We start from the raw sequence: 16,770 nt of genomic DNA, 5'->3' as shown, positions 1-16,770 counted from the left end.
CCGTTACGGCGGTGTACCAGTCCGACCAGACCCGGAGGAATCTCGGTGAACTTCAAGCGTGGATCCGTTGCGGCCGTCGCCGCAGTAGCAGCACTTTCTCTGACCCTCTCGGCGTGTGGCAGCGAGGAGTCCACCGGCGGCGCCGGCTCCAGCGGTGCCTCCGCCGGTGGCTCCGGCGTCAAGTGTGACGGCAAGCTGCAGCTCAAGGGCAGTGGCTCGACGGCGCAGGCCAACGCCATGACCGTGTTCAAGAACGCCTTCTCGCAGGACTGCAGCGGCGCGAACGTGGACTACACCGGTAACGGCTCCGGTCAGGGCATCACCGAGTTCACCTCCGGGCTGACCAACTTCGGTGGCTCGGACTCGCCGCTCAACGCCGATCAGGCCAAGAAGGCCGAGGAGAAGTGCACCGCTCCCGCGCTGAACCTGCCGCTGGTCTTCGGCCCGATCGCGGTCGCCTACAAGCTGCCCGGCGACGTCTCCGTGAACCTCTCGGCCCCGACCCTGGCCAAGATCTTCACCGGCGCCGTCACCAAGTGGAACGCCCCCGAGATCGCCGGCGAGAACAAGGGCGCGAACCTGCCGGACCTTCCGATCACCGTCGTCTTCCGTTCCGACGAGTCGGGCACCACCGAGAACTTCCAGAAGTACCTGGCCTCGGCCGCTCCGGCCGAGTGGTCCGCCGATAAGAAGGGCAAGGCCTTCAAGGGCGGCGTCGGCCAGGGCGCCAGCGGCAACTCGCAGGTGGCGGCCACGGTCAACAAGGCCGAGGGCACCGTGACCTACACCGAGTGGAGCTTCGCCAAGGCGCAGAAGCTGCAGATCGCGAACATCATCACCTCGGCCGGCCCCGAGGCCGTGAAGCTGAGCGCCGAGTCGGTCGCCAAGACCATCGAGACCGCGAAGTTCAAGACCCCGGGCAGCAAGGACCTGGTCATCGACACTGAGGGCTTCTACAAGCCGTCCGCCACCGGTGCCTACCCGATCGTGCTCGCGACCTACGAGATCGTGTGCTCGAAGTACACCGACGCCGAGGTCGGCAAGGGCCTGAAGACCTTCCTGAAGGTCGCGGCCGGTAAGCCCGCGCAGGATCAGCTCGCGGACAAGGGCTACGCCCCGATCCCCGATTCGTTCCGCGCCACGCTGAACGAGTCGATCGACTCCATCAAGTAAGACACACCTGCGATGCCGGGCGGCGTGCGCACCTCGCGCACGCCGCCCGGCAAGCCGGAAGGAATGCCACACGATGGCTCAACAACGGGGAAACATGGCGACTGAGGATTCGATCGAACGAGCCGCCGGCTCCGATGGCGCGGAAGCGGTAGTAGCCGTACCCGTCGATCCGGACAAGTCGATCGAGGCGTCGACGGTCTTCGCCGCGCGGCACGACCGCATGGAGAAGACCTTCAAGTGGACCGCGTACGCAGCGGGCATGCTGCTGGTGGTGGTCATCGGCCTCATCTTCGCCCAGCTCGTCGTCCAGGCGATTCCGGCACTGACCAAGAACAACGCGAACTTCTTCACCAGCTCCGAGTGGAGCACCACCCCGTCGAACATGCGCTTCGGCATCCTGGAGTTGCTCAAGATCACGGTGCTCTCCTCAGTGATGGCCCTGATCATCGCCGTGCCGGTGGCCGTCGGCATCGCCACCTTCCTGGTGCAGTACGTCCCGGCTCGGCTCTCCCGCCCGCTGAGCGCGGTGATCGACCTGCTGGCCGCGGTCCCGTCGATCATCTACGGCCTGTGGGGCATCTTCGTGCTCGCACCGTTCCTGGTGCCGATGCAGGAGTGGCTGAACCGGAACCTGGGCTGGTTCTTCCTGTTCAAGACCGGCAACGTCTCGCTGTCGCTCGGCGCCACCGTGTTCACCGCCGGCATCGTGCTGGCGATCATGATCCTGCCGATCATCACCTCCATCACCCGGGAGTCGCTGCGGCAGACCCCGGTCGCGCACCAGGAGGCCGCCCTGGCTCTCGGAGCCACCAAGTGGGAGGTCATCCGGCTGACGGTGTTCCCGTACGGACGCTCGGGCATCGTGGCCGGCTCCATGCTGGCGCTCGGTCGCGCACTCGGTGAGACCATCGCGGTGCTGATCATCCTGTTCGCCGCCACCAGCAACTCCATCTGGTCGCTGTTCGACAGCGGCTACACCTTCGCTTCGAAGATCGCTTCCGCTGCCGCTGAGTTCGACAACGTCGACCAGCGCGGCGCCTACATCGCCGCCGGCCTCGTGCTGTTCCTGCTCACCTTCGTGGTGAACGCGGTCGCACGGTGGATCGGCGGAGGACGGGTGAACGGATGACCGCCGCAGATTTCGACACCGTCGCCAAGAGCGGCACCGTCTTCCACCGGACCTCGGTCTCGCGCCGACTCCGCAACAACGCCGCGGCGATCATCTTCGGCGCCTGCTTCCTGCTGGCCCTCGCACCGCTGATCTCGCTGCTCTACATGGTGATCGCGAACGGCCTGCCGGCCATCATCGACCCGGAGTGGTGGACCAAGTCCATGGCCAGGGTGGCGCCGGATTCGTATGCCGGCGGTATCCGGCACGCGCTCTACGGCACTCTGGTGCAGGCCGCGATCGCCACCCTGTTCTCCGTGCCGATCGGCGTGATGGTGGGCATCTACCTCGTCGAGTACGCCGAGGGGACCCGCCTGGGCAAGATCACCACCTTCATGGTGGACGTGCTCGCCGGCATCCCGTCGATCGTGGCCGCGCTGTTCGTCTTCGGCGTCTGGATCACCACCCTCGGCCTGCAGCAGTCCGCCTTCGCGGTGAGCCTGGCCCTGATCCTGCTGATGGTTCCGGTGGTGGTGCGCTCGACCGAGGAGATGCTCAAACTGGTGCCCGACGAGTTGCGGGAGGCCTCCTACGCGCTGGGGGTGCCCAAGTGGAAGACCATCCTGCGGATCGTGCTCCCCACCGCGGCCTCCGGCATGGTCTCCGGCGTCTTCCTGGCGATCGCCCGCGTGGTCGGTGAGACCGCGCCGGTGCTGCTGCTCGTCGGTAGCAGTGACCGCCTGAACTACAACATCTTCGACGGCAGCATGTCGTCGTTGCCGCTGTTCATCTTCGACCAGTACCGCAACAACCCGGGTGCGGTCGGGGAGTACCGGGCCTGGGGTGCAGCTCTGACCCTGGTGATCCTGGTGGCCATCGCCAGCGGTCTCGCGGCGCTGATGTCCCGCCTGCTCGCCCCCAAGACCAAGTGATTCTCGGGTAAGGAACAAGGAGAACCGTCATGGCGAAGCGCCTCGACATCAAAGACCTGAACATCTACTACGGCGCCTTCCACGCGGTGAAGGACGTGACCCTCTCGGTTCCGCCGAACTCGGTGACGGCGTTCATCGGACCGTCCGGCTGTGGCAAGTCGACGGTGCTGCGGTCGATCAACCGCATGCACGAGGTCACCCCGGGTGCCCGGGTCGACGGGCACATCACCCTCGACGGTGCCGACATCTACGGTGCCGGTGTCGACCCGGTGGGTGTGCGCAAGACCATCGGCATGGTCTTCCAGCGCCCGAACCCGTTCCCCACCATGTCCATCCGGGACAACGTGGTGGCCGGTCTGAAGCTGCAGGGTATCCGCAGCAAGTCCAAGCTCGACGAGATCGCCGAGTCCTCGCTGCGCGGCGCGAACCTGTGGGACGAGGTCAAGGACCGCCTGAGCAAGCCCGGCGGTGGCCTCTCCGGTGGCCAGCAGCAGCGTCTGTGCATCGCCCGCGCGATCGCGGTCAGCCCGGACGTTCTGCTGATGGACGAGCCCTGCTCGGCGCTCGACCCCATCTCGACCCTCGCGATCGAGGACCTGATCGGCGAGCTCAAGCAGCAGTACACGATCGTGATCGTCACGCACAACATGCAGCAGGCGGCGCGGGTGTCCGATCAGACCGCCTTCTTCAACCTCGAGGCCACCGGCAAGCCCGGCCAGCTGATCGAGATCAACCCCACCGAGAAGATGTTCTCGAACCCGGACGAGAAGGCCACCGAGGACTACATCTCGGGCCGGTTCGGCTGATCCGGTGCTACCGCCGCGGTCCGGCTCCGCCGGGCTGCGGCGGTAGGCTCGAACAATGAGCGAACGGCCGGGGGACGGGGTCCAGACGGGCGGACGGCACTCCACCGTGCTGCCCGGTGACCGCGTGGTCGCCCGGGTCCGCAGCGCGATCCTGGTGGTCGACGCGCCGGCCCTGGACGCCGCCGAGGCGGCGGAACTGGCGGCGGCGATCGACGTCCCCGGTGATCTGGCGCCGGTACTGGCGGCACACACCGGGGTGCCCTTCGCGGTGGTGGAGGTCACCGAGAGTACGGCCCGGGCGATGCTCCGCGGCCTGCCCGAGACCGCACCCGACCAGGCGCTCACCGTCGCGATCTTCACCTCGGCCTCGGCGGCGACGCCGCTGCACGTGCTCACCGCCGAGGCCGGTTTCATCGAGCGGGTGGCGCCGTTGGAGCCGGGTGCGGTGGTCACCGTCACCGTCGGCCCGCCACCGTCACCGGGACCGGTGTGCGGCCCGACCGCCCTGCACCTGCTCCGCGGCGCGGTACCCGGCGCCGGAGCGGTGCTGTGGACCGAGGAGTCGGTGGCGCCGAATCAGGCGGACATCGTCACCGAGACCACCGACGGCGAGACCCTCGCCGAGGTCCGCGCCGAAGCCCGCGTCGTCGACGGTGCCGTCCGGGTGGAGGGCAAGCGCTGCGCCTTCGGGCACCTCAACGCCCCGCACCTGGCGTACTGCGCGCGCTGCGGCGCGCTGGTGGACCGGCGCGCGCCGGTCGAGGTGGGCCCTCGGCCGGCGCTGGCCACCCTGATCGCCGAGGACGGCACGAGCTTCCCGGTCCAGACCGACCTGGTGATCGGGCGGGACCCTGCGGGCTACGTGGCACAGCGCGCGGGACGCTCCTTCGACGGTGCCGGTGGCCTGCTGCCGATCACCCTGCAGGACCGGACCGGAGCACTCTCACGGGTGCACCTGGAGATCCGGGTCGACGGCTGGCAGTTGCTGGCGGTGGACGCCGGATCGGCGAACGGGACCTGGATCCGGCCCCCGTCGGCTGCGGCGCCACTGCGCCTGTTCCCGGGCCGGCCGGTCCCGGTGGCCCCTGGGACCGAGATCCACCTGGGCGGCCGCATCCTGCGCCTACAGGAGTTCGTGCACGGCTAGCCGGGAAACCGCAGGTCAGGCGCGGTCGGTCGTGACGTCCGCGGTGGGATCCGGAGCGCCGGTGGCCTGGAAGATCACCCGGCGGCCGATCTCGACGGCGTGGTCGGCGAAACGCTCGTAGTAGCGGCCCAGCAGGGTCACGTCGACGGCCGCGGCCACACCGTGCTTCCAGTCCCGGTCCATGAGGACGGTGAACAGGTGCCGGTGCAGATCGTCCATCGCATCGTCCTGCTCCTCGATCTCCGCGGCCTGCGTCGGGTCCTGGCTGATCAGGACCTCGCGGGCGGAGGTCGCGAGCTCGACGGCGAGCCGGCCCATCTCGGCGAAGTAGCCGTTGACCTCCTCCGGGAGGGTCTTGTTCGGGAACCGGCGGCGGGTCACCTTGGCGACGTGCAGCGCGAGGGCACCCATCCGGTCGACATCGGCGACGATCTGGAATCCGGAGACCACCACGCGCAGGTCACCGGCGACGGGAGCCTGCAGCGCGAGCAGCGAGAAGGCCTCCTCCTCGGCGCGACGGCTGAGCTGCACGATCGCGTCGTGCTCGCTGATGACCTCCTCGGCGAGGGCGAGATCGGCCTGCAGCAGGGCATTGGTGGCCTTCTCCATGGCCACACCCGACTTGCCACAGATGTCGCCGAGGATGTCATTGAACGCAGCCATCTGCTGCGTGTACGCGGTACGCATATGCCGAGTATATCGACCGATTCTTACGCATCTGCACCACCGGATGAACCTGAGGTGAACGGAACCTAGCCGCCGCTGTTGTCGGATTCGGCGCCCGGCATCGCCGCGGCGTCCGCTTCCCAGGGATCGTCGAGCCAGCCCTCCGGAAGCACCACCTTGCCCGGGGTGCCCTGCCGCCCGCGTGGGCCCTCCGCATCCTTGGGGAAGGGAACCCGCGGGTCCAGGGTGTCGAGCAGGGCGCGCAGATCCGCGAGGGTCTTGACGGTGGCAAGGCGGGTGCGCAGCTCACCGCCGGCGGGGAAACCGCGCAGGTACCAGGCGACGTGCTTGCGGATCTCCCGCATGCCCTTGTCCTCACCGTGGTGCGCCGCCAGCAGCTCACCGTGCCGGTACATGATCTCGCTGACCTCACCGAGATCGGGAGGGACCGGCATCGGGGTGCCGTTCAGCGCGGCGGCGAGCTCGGAAAACAGCCACGGCCGGCCCAGGCAGCCACGGCCCACCACGACGCCGTCGCAGCCGGTGCGCTCCATCATGGTGACCGCGTCCTGCGCGGCGAAGATGTCACCGTTGCCGAGCACCGGCACGGTGTCGCCGAAATGGTGGTGGATGTGCTCCTTGAGCCGGGTGATCTCGTCCCAGTCGGCCTGTCCGGAGTACCGCTGGGCCGCGGTCCGCGCGTGCAGGGCGACGGCGACCGCGCCCTGTTCGGCGGCGATCCGGCCGGCGTCGAGGTGGGTGTGGTGCTCGTCGTCGATGCCGACGCGGAACTTCACCGTCACCGGGATCCGCGCATCCGCTGCGACACCTGCACTGCCGTCGGCGATGCCGCGGACCGCGGCGTCGACGATGGAGGCGAACAGGTTCCGCTTGTAGGGCAGGGCGGAACCGCCGCCGCGGCGGGTGACCTTGGGGACGGGGCAGCCGAAGTTCATGTCCAGGTGATCGGCCAGGCCCTCCTCGGCGATCATCCGGGCCGCCTCGTAGGTCCACTTGGCGTCCACCGTGTACAGCTGCAGGCTGCGCGGGTCCTCGTCGGGCGCGAAGGTGGTCATGTGCATGGTGACCGGGTGGCGCTCGACCAGCGCCCGCGCGGTGACCATCTCGCACACGTACAGTCCGGATGCCGCGTTCCCAGCGCCGGTGCGCGCCCGTTCCAGCTCGCGGCACAGACTGCGGAAGGCGACGTTCGTGACACCCGCCATCGGTGCCAGCACGACGGGCGATTCCAGCTCGAAGCGCCCGATGTGCAACGTGGGTGCGGCCGTCGTGGCGGTCATGTGAGATCTCCGGTCAGAGCAGAACCCGCCGTGCGACCAGGCGCGCGGCGGGTTCCGGGGTCGAATCGCGGTCAGACGGCCAGGCCGGCCTTCTCGCGCTTGGCGGCCTCGCGGGCCAGGGAACGGTCGCGCATCTCCTCGAACTTGACCGCGGCGGCCTCGAGCTCGTCGAGGAAGGCGGCGAGTTCCTCGCGGGTCTTCTCGCCCTCGGGGCCGAAGTCCTCACGCTCGAAGATCTTCCACTTGCGCAGCACCGGCATGACCACCTCGTCCTTGTGCTGGCGCAGGTCGTAGATGCCGTGCTTGGCCATCAGCACACCGTTGCGGCGGAAGTCGGGCATACCGGCGCCCGGCATCTCGAAGTGCTTGATGGTGTCGGTGATCGACCGGATGGCCTGGTCCGGGACCAGATCCAGGCCGGCGCCGGAGATGTTGCGGTAGAAGATCATGTGCAGGTTCTCGTCCGCCGCGACGCGCTGCAGCAGCTTGTCGGCGATCGGGTCCTGACAGACCTTGCCGGTGTTGCGGTGGCTCACCCGGGTGGCCAGCTCCTGGAAGGTCACGTAGGCGACCGAGTGGAGCATGGTCATTTTCTCTTCGGTGTGCTGAGCCACCTTGCCCTGCGGATCCCAGCCGCTGGTCATGTGGGTCATGCGGGCCTGCTCCAGCTTGACCGGGTCCACACCGCGGGTGACCACGAGGTAGTCGCGCATGACGATGCTGTGCCGGTTCTCCTCGGCGGTCCAGCGACCCACCCAGTGACCCCAGGCGTCGTCCATCGAGAAGTTCGCGGCGATCTCCCGGTGGTAGGTGGGGAGGTTGTCCTCGGTGAGCAGGTTGGTGATCATCGCCGCCTTGGCGACGTCATCGAGCTGGCTCTCCTCGGGGGCGTAGTCGTGACCGCCGAGCGCGGAGAAGTTCTGGCCGTCCGCCCACGGGATGTAGTCGTGCGGACTCCAATCCTTCGTCATCGCGAGGTGGCGGTTGACGTTGTCCTCAGCAACGCCAGAGAGCTCTTGAAGGAGCTCGAGCTGGGTGAGTTGACGGGTCGACATCATTCCTCTTCCGACGTTTGGATTTGTTCCAGATTATCCTTGAAGTCTACGCACTCGGACCCCACTACTCAATGTGAGCGCGCCAAGAGTGACGATATCCGCCCGGCCTCCCGGTTTCCGGCCGTCGCTGTTACAGGTTCGCACGACCGCGCGTGCCTGTCATGTCAGACGGCCAGGCCGGCCTTCTCCCGCTTGGCGGCCTCGCGGGCCAGGGAACGGTCGCGCATCTCCTCGAACTTGACCGCGGCGGCCTCGAGTTCGTCGAGGAAGGCGGCGAGTTCCTCGCGGGTCTTCTCACCCTCGGGGCCGAAGTCCTCACGCTCGAAGACGTTCCATTTGCGCAGCACCGGCATGACCACCTCGTCCTTGTGCTGGCGCAGGTCGTAGATGCCGTGCTTGGCCATCAGCACACCGTTGCGGCGGAAGTCTGGCATACCCACGCCGGGCATCTGGAAACCGGTCACGATGTCGGTGACCGCGCGCAGCACCTGGTCCGGAGCCAGATCCAGGGCCGCGCCGCAGATGTTGCGGTAGAAGATCATGTGCAGGTTCTCGTCCGCCGCGATCCGCTGCAGCAGCTTGTCGGCGACCGGATCGTTGCAGGCCTTGCCGGTGTTGCGGTGGCTGACCCGGGTGGCGAGCTCCTGGAAGGTGACGTACGAGACCAGGTGCAGGATGCTGCGCTGCCCGGTCTCGGCACCGGTGTGGTTCTCCGAGGTGGCGCCGTGACCCATGTGGGTCATCCGGAACTCCTCCAGTTTCACCGGGTCCACGGCGCGGGTGACCAGCAGGTAGTCGCGCATCGCGATGCTGTGCCGGTTCTCCTCGGCGGTCCAGCGACCCACCCAGTGGCCCCAGGCGTGATCCATCGAGAAGTTGTCCGAGATCTCCCGGTGGTAGCTCGGCAGGTTGTCCTCGGTGAGCAGGTTGGTGATCATCGCGGCGCGGGCGACGTCCGAGAGCTGCGACTGCGACGGATCCCAGTCCTGGCCGCCGAGCGCGGCGTAGTTGCGGCCGTCGTCCCACGGGACGTAGTCGTGCGGATTCCAGTCGCGGGTCATCGCGAGGTGCCGGTTGACGTTCTGCTCGGCAACGCCCGAGAGCTCGTGCAGGAGCTCGATCTGGGTGAGTTTGCGCCGCATGATCCTTCTTTCGCCGCCGACCACGGTGATGCCATCGCTGCGCCCCGTCCTCGGCGGTGACGGGGTGTGCGCCCGGAGCAGGTCTCGCCCGGAACTTTCCCGACGTTACGGACCATCAGGACCGCAAGACACCCTCCGACCGGCGGTTTTCGGCGTCCGCCCAGGATGCGATCGAAAATGGGGACATCTGTCTGGGGACATCGGTCACAGGATCCAGCCGTGTTCACGGGCGCGTACCGCGGCCTCGTACCGGTTCGAGACCCCCAGCTTCGCCATCGCCGACGACAGGTAGTTGCGGGTGGTGCCCGGACTGAGGTGCGCCCGCTTGGCGATCTCCTCGATCGAGGCACCGTCGACCGCGAACTCCAGGACGTCGGCCTCCCGGGCGGTGAGCGGTGAATCACCGGCACTGATCGCCTCCGCCGCCAGTTCCGGGTCGACGTACCGCCCGCCGGCGTCGACGGTGCGGATCACCTGCGCCAGGGTGGCGGCGGGCACCGTCTTGGGCAGGAAGCCGCGGACGCCGGTGGCCAGCGCGCGTTTGAGGTAGCCGGGCCGGCCGTGGCTGGTGACGATCATCGTCGCCGCGCCGGGGGTGCGTTCGAGCAGATGCGCTGCGGTGTCGATGCCGTCCGGGCCGGGCATCTGCAGGTCGATCACGGCGACCGCGGGCGGGCGACCCTCGGCGATCCGCCGGTCCCACAGCGCGATCAGCTCGGTGCCGGAGGCGGCCTCGGCGGCGACGGTGATGTCCGGTTCCAGCTCCAGCAGTGCGGCCACCGCGGTGCGGATCAGGTGCTCGTCGTCGGCGATCACCACCTCGATGACAGGGGGCGGAGGAATCGCATCACCACTGGTCATCGGGCATCCTCCCAGGTCGCGGACAGGGTGAACTCGGACCCGTCACGGGCCGTGGCGAGTGCGGCGCCCGGGGCGCCCGGGGCACACAGCCGCCCGCGCAGGCCCTCGATCCCCGAGCCGGCCCCCGACGCCGGGCCGTCCCGGAGGGGGACACCGTCGTTGCGCAGAACCAGGCCGGTGCCGCTGAGGGTGAGCACGGCCTGGGAGGCGGAGGAGTGTTTGACGATGTTCGTGGTGCCCTCGCGGACCACCCACGCGGCGGCCTCGTGCAACGCGGCCGGAACGTCCGTGGGTTCGCCGATCACCCGCAGCTCGCACCCGGCGGCCGCGAGCAGCGACCGGGCACCGGCCACCTCGGTGGTCAGATCGATCCCGCGGTAGCCGCGGACCAGTGCGCGGGCGTCCTCCATGGAGCTGACCGCCAGCGCGTGCACCTCGTCCATCTCGGCGGCGGCGCGGTCGGCGGCTCCGGACCTGGTCAGGGTGGCGGCCAGTTCGCTCTTGACCGCGATCGCGGAGAACGCACGGCCCACCACGTCGTGCAGGTCACGGGAGAACCGCAGGCGCTCCTGGGCCACCTCGAGTTCGGCGGCGGCGCGTTTGCCGTCCTCCAGTTCGGCGAGCACCCGCATACCCCAGGCGGTGCTGCGGGTGGTCCACAGCAAGAACGTGCCCAGCGCGATGAGGACGATCAGCACCCGCGGTGCGAAGCCGCCGTGGGTCGCCGCGCTGGTGGCGATCGCGCCGGCGATCAGGATGATCCAGCGGCCGGGGAGGAACGGGATCACCCCGACCGAGGCCATCAGGAACGTGGTGGAGGCGGCGACCGCCGCGTCCTGTCCGGTCTCGGGATCGGCGACCTGCGCCACGATCACCGAGGTCAGCCAGACGGTGACGGCGCCGGCCACGGCGAACCGCCACGCCAGACGGCGCTGCGCGGCCGAGGCCAGGAGGGCGAGATCGGGTTGCGCCTCGATCCCCGCGATCGCCGCCAGGCCGGCGACGATCACTCCGATGGTGGGCCAGGTCCGGGCTCCGCCGATGAACACCATCACGACCACGAAGATCAGCACGCTCTGCAGGATCAGCCGGGTGTAGAGACGGTACTTGTCGGGGCCGGACATCGTCCGCCACCCGCGGGCGGCCCGCTGGACGGGCGCGGGGATCACCCGCGATCGTCCCAGCGGAACCACCGCTTGGCGAGGATGAGCGCGATCACCGTCCATACCGCCAGTGTGGCAAGCGGACGGCCCACCTCGGTGAAGGTGGCGGCGAAGTCGAGCGGCGCGGCGTCGTCGGGGGAGGTGGGGGCCAGCCCCGCCTGCCCGAGCCGGATGAGATCGGAGACCGCCGCGAAAGGGGTCAGATCGGCCAGCGTTCCGAGACGATCGGGCATGAGCTGGCGCAGGTTCGCCATACCCGCCATGGACAGCACCATCACCGGCATCGAGGTGATCTGCGCCGCTTCGGCGTTCTTGGTCATGGCACTGGTGGCCAGCGCCAGCAGCGTGAAGATCGCCAGGCCCGCGAGGAGGGCCGCGACCATCAGCAGGGGATTGACCGGCAGCGGGCCGCCCGAGCCGTAGATCACCGCGCACACCACCACCGCGCCGATCAGGGTCAACATCACACCGGGCACCGCGGGTGCGGCGAGGATCTGCAGATCCGACGACTCCCCGGTGCGCAGGCGCTTGAGCACCCCCTCGGAGCGCCGGGTGGTGACCATCGACAGGACCGAGTAGTACTGCACCATCAGCAGCGCCATCAGGGCGAACGTCTCCAGTGTGATCGCCACGCCCAGCGGTTTCGGGGCACCGTCGCCACGGGCGACGAAGAACAGCAGCATCGGCATCCCGATCGGGAAGACGGTGCCCATGAACAGCAGCGTCTTGTTGCGCCGGAACTGCAGGTACTCGGCGCGGGCCAGGGCCCGAAGGCGGCGGCGCCCGTATCCGGCGACGGGTGCCGGTGCGGTGTCGGGGGCCGGGGTGGCCATCGCGGGCTCCGGGGTATGCGTGGCCTTCGCGGTCTTCGGGGTCACTGTGCTGCTCCGATCGGCTCGGGGGAATCGGAATGGGCCTCGTCCGCGACGGACAGGAAGACCGATTCCAGGGAGGGGTGCTCGGCGGAGAGTCCGGAGAGCGCGAGTCCGCGTCCGGCGGCCCAGTCGAGCAGGGCGTGCAGGTCCGCCTGCAGACGGTGCGTGCGCAGCACCACCCGCCCGTCGGTGCCGGTGTCCCACGGTGAGGAGAGCTGCGGCAGCGGGACGGCCGGATCGTCGAGCGCGATCTGCGCGGGATGGCCCTCGACGATCTCGCGCAGTGTGCCGAGCCGGGCGACGGTGCCGCGGTGCATGATCGCGATCCGGTCGGCGAGGGCCTCGGCCTCGTCGAGGTAGTGCGTGGTGAGCACCATCGTCACGCCCTCGCGTTTGAGGTCGGCGAGCAGGCGCCAGGTGGCGCGCCGGCTCTCCGGGTCCAGGCCGGTGGTGGGCTCGTCCAGGAACAGCAGTCGCGGCTGCCCGATCAGGGCACAGGCCAGGTCGACACGGCGCTGCTCACCGCCGGAGAGGGCCCGCACCCGCACATCCGCCCGGTCGGTCAGCCGCACTCGGTCCAGTACGGCATCGGTGGTGGTGGGGTTCGTGCAGGTGCCCCGCCACATGTCCAGGGTCTCGCGGACGGTGAGCTCGGCCGGCAGTCCGCCGGACTGCAGCATGATCCCGCACAGCGGCCGCACCCGGCGGCGCTGTGTGCGCGGGTCCAGACCGAAGACGGCGAGCTCGCCGCCGCTGGGCTCGGCGAGCCCTTCGAGCAGGTCCAGGGTGGACGTCTTACCGGCGCCGTTGGTGCCCAGTAGGGCGAAGACCTCGCCGGCCTCGACCCGCAGGTCGATCCCGCGGACCGCTTCGAAGGCGCCCGCCCCCGATCCGTAGCTGCGACGCAGGCCGGTGGCCTCGATCACCGGGCCGGTCATCGCCGGCTCCACCTGCGCCGGCCGAGCACCAGTCGGACGACCAGTTGCAGGGCGATCGCGGCGATGACGATCGCCACCAGGACCGGTGGCGGCTGCAGCAGGAACATCGCCAGCGCCACGATGACGACGGTCGCGATCTGGACCGCGCGCTCGCGGGCGGCGGTGGGTGCCGGACCGAACCGCAGGGAGTCGACCAGGAAGTCGTGCAGTCCGCCCTTCGACGGTGCCGGAGATCGCTGTGGTGGATGGCCGGAGTGCAGGTCGTTGACGTTCATGCTTCGAGCTTCGCGTGGCTTCCGGCCCGGCTGTAGTGCCCGCTGTCAGCTCTTGCGGAGCGGTTGTCATCAGCGGCCGGTGACATTTGTCATACCCGTGATACCCGTGACATCACGAACTCGTTACCGGATTTTTGCCGAATTTTCGTGCGCCGGACGCGCGAGTGCAGCACGCTACGGCAGTGACCGCCGCGACCGAACGGGTGGAGCCTTCACCCAAGACGGGGCTGGCCGCCAATCTGGTACCCAAGGACAATCTGCTGTTCCTGCTGTTCGTGGTGCCGAACCTGGTGTTGCTGGCCGTCTTCACCTACCGTCCACTGCTCGACAACGTGTGGCTGAGCCTCAACGACTGGTCGTTGGCCAGTTCGGAGCCGGCGAAGTGGATCGGGCTGGACAACTACCGCGAGTTCTTCTCCAAGGCGGAGAGCTGGCAGGTGGTCACCGTGACCCTGATCTTCACGATCAGCGCGGTGATCCTCTCCATGGTCCTGGGGCTGGCGCTGGCAATGTTGCTCGATCAGAACCTCAAGGGCCGCAACCTGGTCCGGTCGGCGGTGTTCGCGCCCTTCGTGATCTCCGGTGCCGCGATCGGCGCCGCCTTCTACTTCGTGTTCAACCCGCAGTTCGGTGCCGCCGCCTCGATCCTCGGTTGGTTCGGGATCGAGAGCCCGGACTTCTACCAGCAGCCGGGCTGGGCGCTGTTCCTGGTGACCTTCACCTACATCTGGAAGAACCTGGGCTACACCTTCGTGATCTACCTCGCCGCGCTGCAGGGCCTGAACAAGGATCTCGACGAGGCCGCCGCGATCGACGGGACGCCCGCCTGGCGCAAGTTCTGGCGGGTGACGCTGCCGCAGTTGCGGCCGGCGACCTACTTCCTGTCGATCACCGTGCTGCTCAACAGCCTCCAGGTCTTCGACATCCTCAACATCATGTTCCCCGACGGTGGCCCGCAGGGCGGCACCACCACTCTGGTCTTCGACATCTACTGGCAGACCTTCCGCAATCAGCGCGCCGGTTACGGAGCCACGATCGCCACCATCATGTTCCTGGTACTGCTGATCGTGACCGTGGTGCAGGTGCGGATGATGGACCGGGGGGACGACAAGTGAGCGCAGCGCATTCCGGCAGCGGTATGAGGATCCTCGGCTACCTCGGCATGGTGGCGACGGTGCTGCTGGTGGCGGTACCGGTGTACTTCATCTTCATCACCTCGTTCAAGGACCGGCCGGACATCTTCATCTCGCCGGCCACCTGGTGGCCGCCGAGCTGGTACCCGGACAACTACAGCTATGTGACGCAGGAGATCCCGTACTGGCGGTACCTGCGGAACTCGGCGATCATCACCCTGGTCACCGGATCGATCAAGTTCGTCCTGGGTGTGAGCACCGCGTACGCACTGGTCTTCCTGCGCTTCCCGCTGAAGAGGTTGCTGTTCCTGGTGGTCATCTCGGCGCTGATGGTGCCCAACCAGATCACCGTCATCTCGAATTACGCGTTGATGGCCGACTACCGGAACACCTTCTTCGGCATCATCGTTCCGCTCGCGGGCGTGGCCTTCGGCACCTTCCTGATGCGCAACCACTTCCTCTCGCTGCCCAAGGAGATCGTGGAGGCGGCCCGGATGGACGGCGCCGGTCACCTGCGGCTGCTGTTCCGGGTGATCCTGCCGATCTCCATCCCCACCATGGTGGCCTTCGCGGTGATCACGCTGGTCAACGAATGGAACGAGTACCTGTGGCCGTTCCTGATGTCCGACAACGCGGCCGTCGCCCCGCTGCCGGTGGGCCTGACCCTGCTGCAGAACACCGAGCAGGGCGTGAACTGGGGGCCGGTCATGGCGGCCACCCTGCTCACCGCGCTGCCGATGCTCATCGTCTTCCTGATCCTGCAGCGGCAGATGATCAAGGGCCTCACCTCCGGCGCAGTCAAGGGCTGACCGGGACCGCAACTCATCACACCGTCGTTCTGAACACTGAAACTCGAAATCCCAAGGGAGAAAACAATGGCCGACTTCACTAGACGCGGATTCCTCGCGACCGGACTCGCCGCCACCGCGGCGCTGGCGGCCGCCTGCTCGGGCTCCGGCAGCTCGGGCAGCGGCTCGTCGAACTCCGCAGGTGGGGGTGGCGGCGACATCACGCTGCGGTTCCTGTCCAACCACCCGGGTAGCTCCAAGGCGATCGAGCAGGAGCTGATCGACGCCTTCCAGAAGGCCAACTCCGGCATCAAGGTCGAACTGCTCGACGGCGGTAAGGACTACGAGGAGGTGGCGCAGAAGTTCCAGACCGCGCTCTCCGGTGGCGCCAAGCCCGACATCATCGTGGTCTCCGACGTCACCTGGTTCAACTTCGCGCTGAACAAGCAGATCGCCCCGCTCGACGACCTGTTCTCCGGTGCCGGACTCAAGCCCGCCGACTACGTCGATTCGCTGCTCGCCGACACCAAGTTCGACGGCAAGCACTACGCCGTGCCGTACGCCCGGTCGACGCCGCTGTTCTACTACAACAAGGACGTGTGGAAGAAGGCCGGACTCGAGGACCGCGGCCCCAAGGACTGGGACGAGTTCGTCACCTGGGCCCCGAAGATCCAGGAGGCGATCGGCGGCGATAAGAAGGCGATCGTGCTCGCCGACTCGGCGAACTACATCGACTGGGTCTTCGAGGGCTGGAACTGGTCCAAGGGTGGCGCCTACTCCGACGGCTGGGACCTGAAGTTCACCACGCCGGAGTCGATCGGGGCGGCGAACCAGCTCAAGGAGGTCATCGGCAAGTGGGGCCGGCTGACCAGCAAGCCGGAGAACGACTTCGGTGCGGGCCTGGCGGCGGTCACGCTGCAGTCCACCGGTTCGCTCAAGACCATCAGCACCACCGCGAAGTTCGAGCTGGGCACCGCCTTCCTGCCCGGCCCCCAGGGCAAGTCCTGCCCCACCGGCGGTGCCGGTGTGGCGGTGGCCGCCGACATCTCCGAGGATCGCAAGAAGGCCGCGGTGAAGTTCATCGAGTTCCTCACCAACACCGCGAACACCTCGAAGTTCTCCCAGGGCACCGGGTACATGCCGGTCCGTAAGGGCGCTGCCGAGGACCCGTCGATGAAGGCCTTCATCGAGAAGAACCCGAACTTCGGCACCGCGGTCAAGCAGCTGCCGCACACCCGGGTCCAGGACAACGCCCGCGTCTTCGTGCCCGGCGGTGGCCGTGACATCGGCCAGGCGTTGCAGCAGATCGCGACCGGTGGTGACGCCGCAGCCGTGCTCGGGGCACTGCAGAAGACGATCCAGGGCAAGATCGACTCGCAGATCAAGCCGAAGCTGCCGAAGTAGCAC

The 16,770-nt window shown here is 68.1% G+C and carries 17 protein-coding genes; 8 read left to right on the top strand and 9 right to left on the bottom strand.

The window, feature by feature from the left end; all coding sequences use genetic code 11:
• The first annotated feature begins 45 nt into the window (after nt 1-45).
• The 5 genes from pstS (at nt 46) to ACYVHG_RS06165 (ending at nt 5,166) form a co-directional block, all read left to right on the top strand.
• The gene (pstS, locus tag ACYVHG_RS06185; RefSeq protein WP_461166526.1) at nt 46-1,173 is read left to right on the top strand and encodes a phosphate ABC transporter substrate-binding protein PstS; all 1,128 of its coding nucleotides are present in this window, start codon (nt 46-48) and stop codon (nt 1,171-1,173) included.
• 220 nt (nt 1,174-1,393) lie between these two features.
• On the top strand, nt 1,394-2,302 hold the full coding sequence (gene pstC / locus ACYVHG_RS06180; protein ID WP_461166935.1) for a phosphate ABC transporter permease subunit PstC: 909 nt from the start codon (nt 1,394-1,396) through the stop codon (nt 2,300-2,302).
• Nucleotides 2,299-3,213, top strand: coding sequence for a phosphate ABC transporter permease PstA (gene pstA / locus ACYVHG_RS06175; RefSeq protein WP_461166525.1), 915 nt, complete (start codon nt 2,299-2,301; stop codon nt 3,211-3,213). The genes pstC and pstA overlap by 4 nt, the downstream gene beginning before the upstream one ends.
• 29 nt (nt 3,214-3,242) lie before the next feature.
• Complete coding sequence (gene pstB, locus ACYVHG_RS06170; protein WP_461166524.1) at nt 3,243-4,019, top strand: phosphate ABC transporter ATP-binding protein PstB; 777 nt, start codon at nt 3,243-3,245, stop codon at nt 4,017-4,019.
• Between the two features lie 55 nt (nt 4,020-4,074).
• Complete coding sequence (locus tag ACYVHG_RS06165; RefSeq protein ID WP_461166523.1) at nt 4,075-5,166, top strand: FHA domain-containing protein; 1,092 nt, start codon at nt 4,075-4,077, stop codon at nt 5,164-5,166.
• Between the two features lie 15 nt (nt 5,167-5,181).
• Here the strand turns inward: ACYVHG_RS06165 and phoU are convergent, their stop codons facing one another.
• From phoU to ACYVHG_RS06120, 9 genes are all read right to left on the bottom strand, one after another.
• The gene (gene phoU / locus ACYVHG_RS06160; RefSeq protein WP_461166522.1) at nt 5,182-5,853 is read right to left on the bottom strand and encodes a phosphate signaling complex protein PhoU; all 672 of its coding nucleotides are present in this window, start codon (nt 5,851-5,853) and stop codon (nt 5,182-5,184) included.
• A gap of 65 nt (nt 5,854-5,918) precedes the next feature.
• Nucleotides 5,919-7,133, bottom strand: coding sequence for a tRNA dihydrouridine synthase DusB (gene dusB / locus ACYVHG_RS06155; RefSeq protein ID WP_461166521.1), 1,215 nt, complete (start codon nt 7,131-7,133; stop codon nt 5,919-5,921).
• Nucleotides 7,134-7,204: 71 nt separating this feature from the next.
• A complete protein-coding gene (locus tag ACYVHG_RS06150) occupies nt 7,205-8,191 on the bottom strand; it encodes an acyl-ACP desaturase (protein ID WP_461166520.1) in 987 nt (328 codons plus the stop codon).
• Nucleotides 8,192-8,352: 161 nt separating this feature from the next.
• Nucleotides 8,353-9,330, bottom strand: a complete 978-nt coding sequence (locus tag ACYVHG_RS06145; RefSeq protein ID WP_461166519.1) for an acyl-ACP desaturase — start codon at nt 9,328-9,330, stop codon at nt 8,353-8,355.
• A gap of 204 nt (nt 9,331-9,534) precedes the next feature.
• A complete protein-coding gene (locus ACYVHG_RS06140) occupies nt 9,535-10,191 on the bottom strand; it encodes a response regulator (RefSeq protein WP_461166518.1) in 657 nt (218 codons plus the stop codon).
• The gene (locus ACYVHG_RS06135; protein WP_461166517.1) at nt 10,188-11,360 is read right to left on the bottom strand and encodes a sensor histidine kinase; all 1,173 of its coding nucleotides are present in this window, start codon (nt 11,358-11,360) and stop codon (nt 10,188-10,190) included. The genes ACYVHG_RS06140 and ACYVHG_RS06135 overlap by 4 nt, the downstream gene beginning before the upstream one ends.
• Nucleotides 11,357-12,232, bottom strand: a complete 876-nt coding sequence (locus ACYVHG_RS06130; protein ID WP_461166516.1) for an ABC transporter permease — start codon at nt 12,230-12,232, stop codon at nt 11,357-11,359. The genes ACYVHG_RS06135 and ACYVHG_RS06130 overlap by 4 nt, the downstream gene beginning before the upstream one ends.
• The gene (locus ACYVHG_RS06125; RefSeq protein WP_461166515.1) at nt 12,229-13,167 is read right to left on the bottom strand and encodes an ABC transporter ATP-binding protein; all 939 of its coding nucleotides are present in this window, start codon (nt 13,165-13,167) and stop codon (nt 12,229-12,231) included. Before ACYVHG_RS06125 ends, ACYVHG_RS06130 begins: the two co-directional genes overlap by 4 nt.
• Nucleotides 13,164-13,442, bottom strand: a complete 279-nt coding sequence (locus ACYVHG_RS06120) for a hypothetical protein (protein ID WP_461166514.1) — start codon at nt 13,440-13,442, stop codon at nt 13,164-13,166. Before ACYVHG_RS06120 ends, ACYVHG_RS06125 begins: the two co-directional genes overlap by 4 nt.
• Nucleotides 13,443-13,624: 182 nt before the next feature.
• Between ACYVHG_RS06120 and ACYVHG_RS06115 the strand changes: the two genes are divergently transcribed.
• From ACYVHG_RS06115 to ACYVHG_RS06105, 3 genes are all read left to right on the top strand, one after another.
• Nucleotides 13,625-14,557, top strand: a complete 933-nt coding sequence (locus tag ACYVHG_RS06115; RefSeq protein ID WP_461166513.1) for a carbohydrate ABC transporter permease — start codon at nt 13,625-13,627, stop codon at nt 14,555-14,557.
• A 23-nt stretch (nt 14,558-14,580) separates the two neighbouring features.
• On the top strand, nt 14,581-15,384 hold the full coding sequence (locus ACYVHG_RS06110) for a carbohydrate ABC transporter permease (protein WP_461166934.1): 804 nt from the start codon (nt 14,581-14,583) through the stop codon (nt 15,382-15,384).
• A gap of 66 nt (nt 15,385-15,450) precedes the next feature.
• Nucleotides 15,451-16,767 carry an ABC transporter substrate-binding protein gene (locus ACYVHG_RS06105; protein ID WP_461166512.1) on the top strand — a complete coding sequence of 439 codons (1,317 nt, stop codon included), beginning with the start codon at nt 15,451-15,453 and terminating at the stop codon, nt 16,765-16,767.
• Nucleotides 16,768-16,770 lie beyond the last annotated feature (3 nt).

Source organism: Tsukamurella serpentis (assembly GCF_054780975.1).
This window is presented reverse-complemented; position numbering and strand designations above follow the sequence as displayed.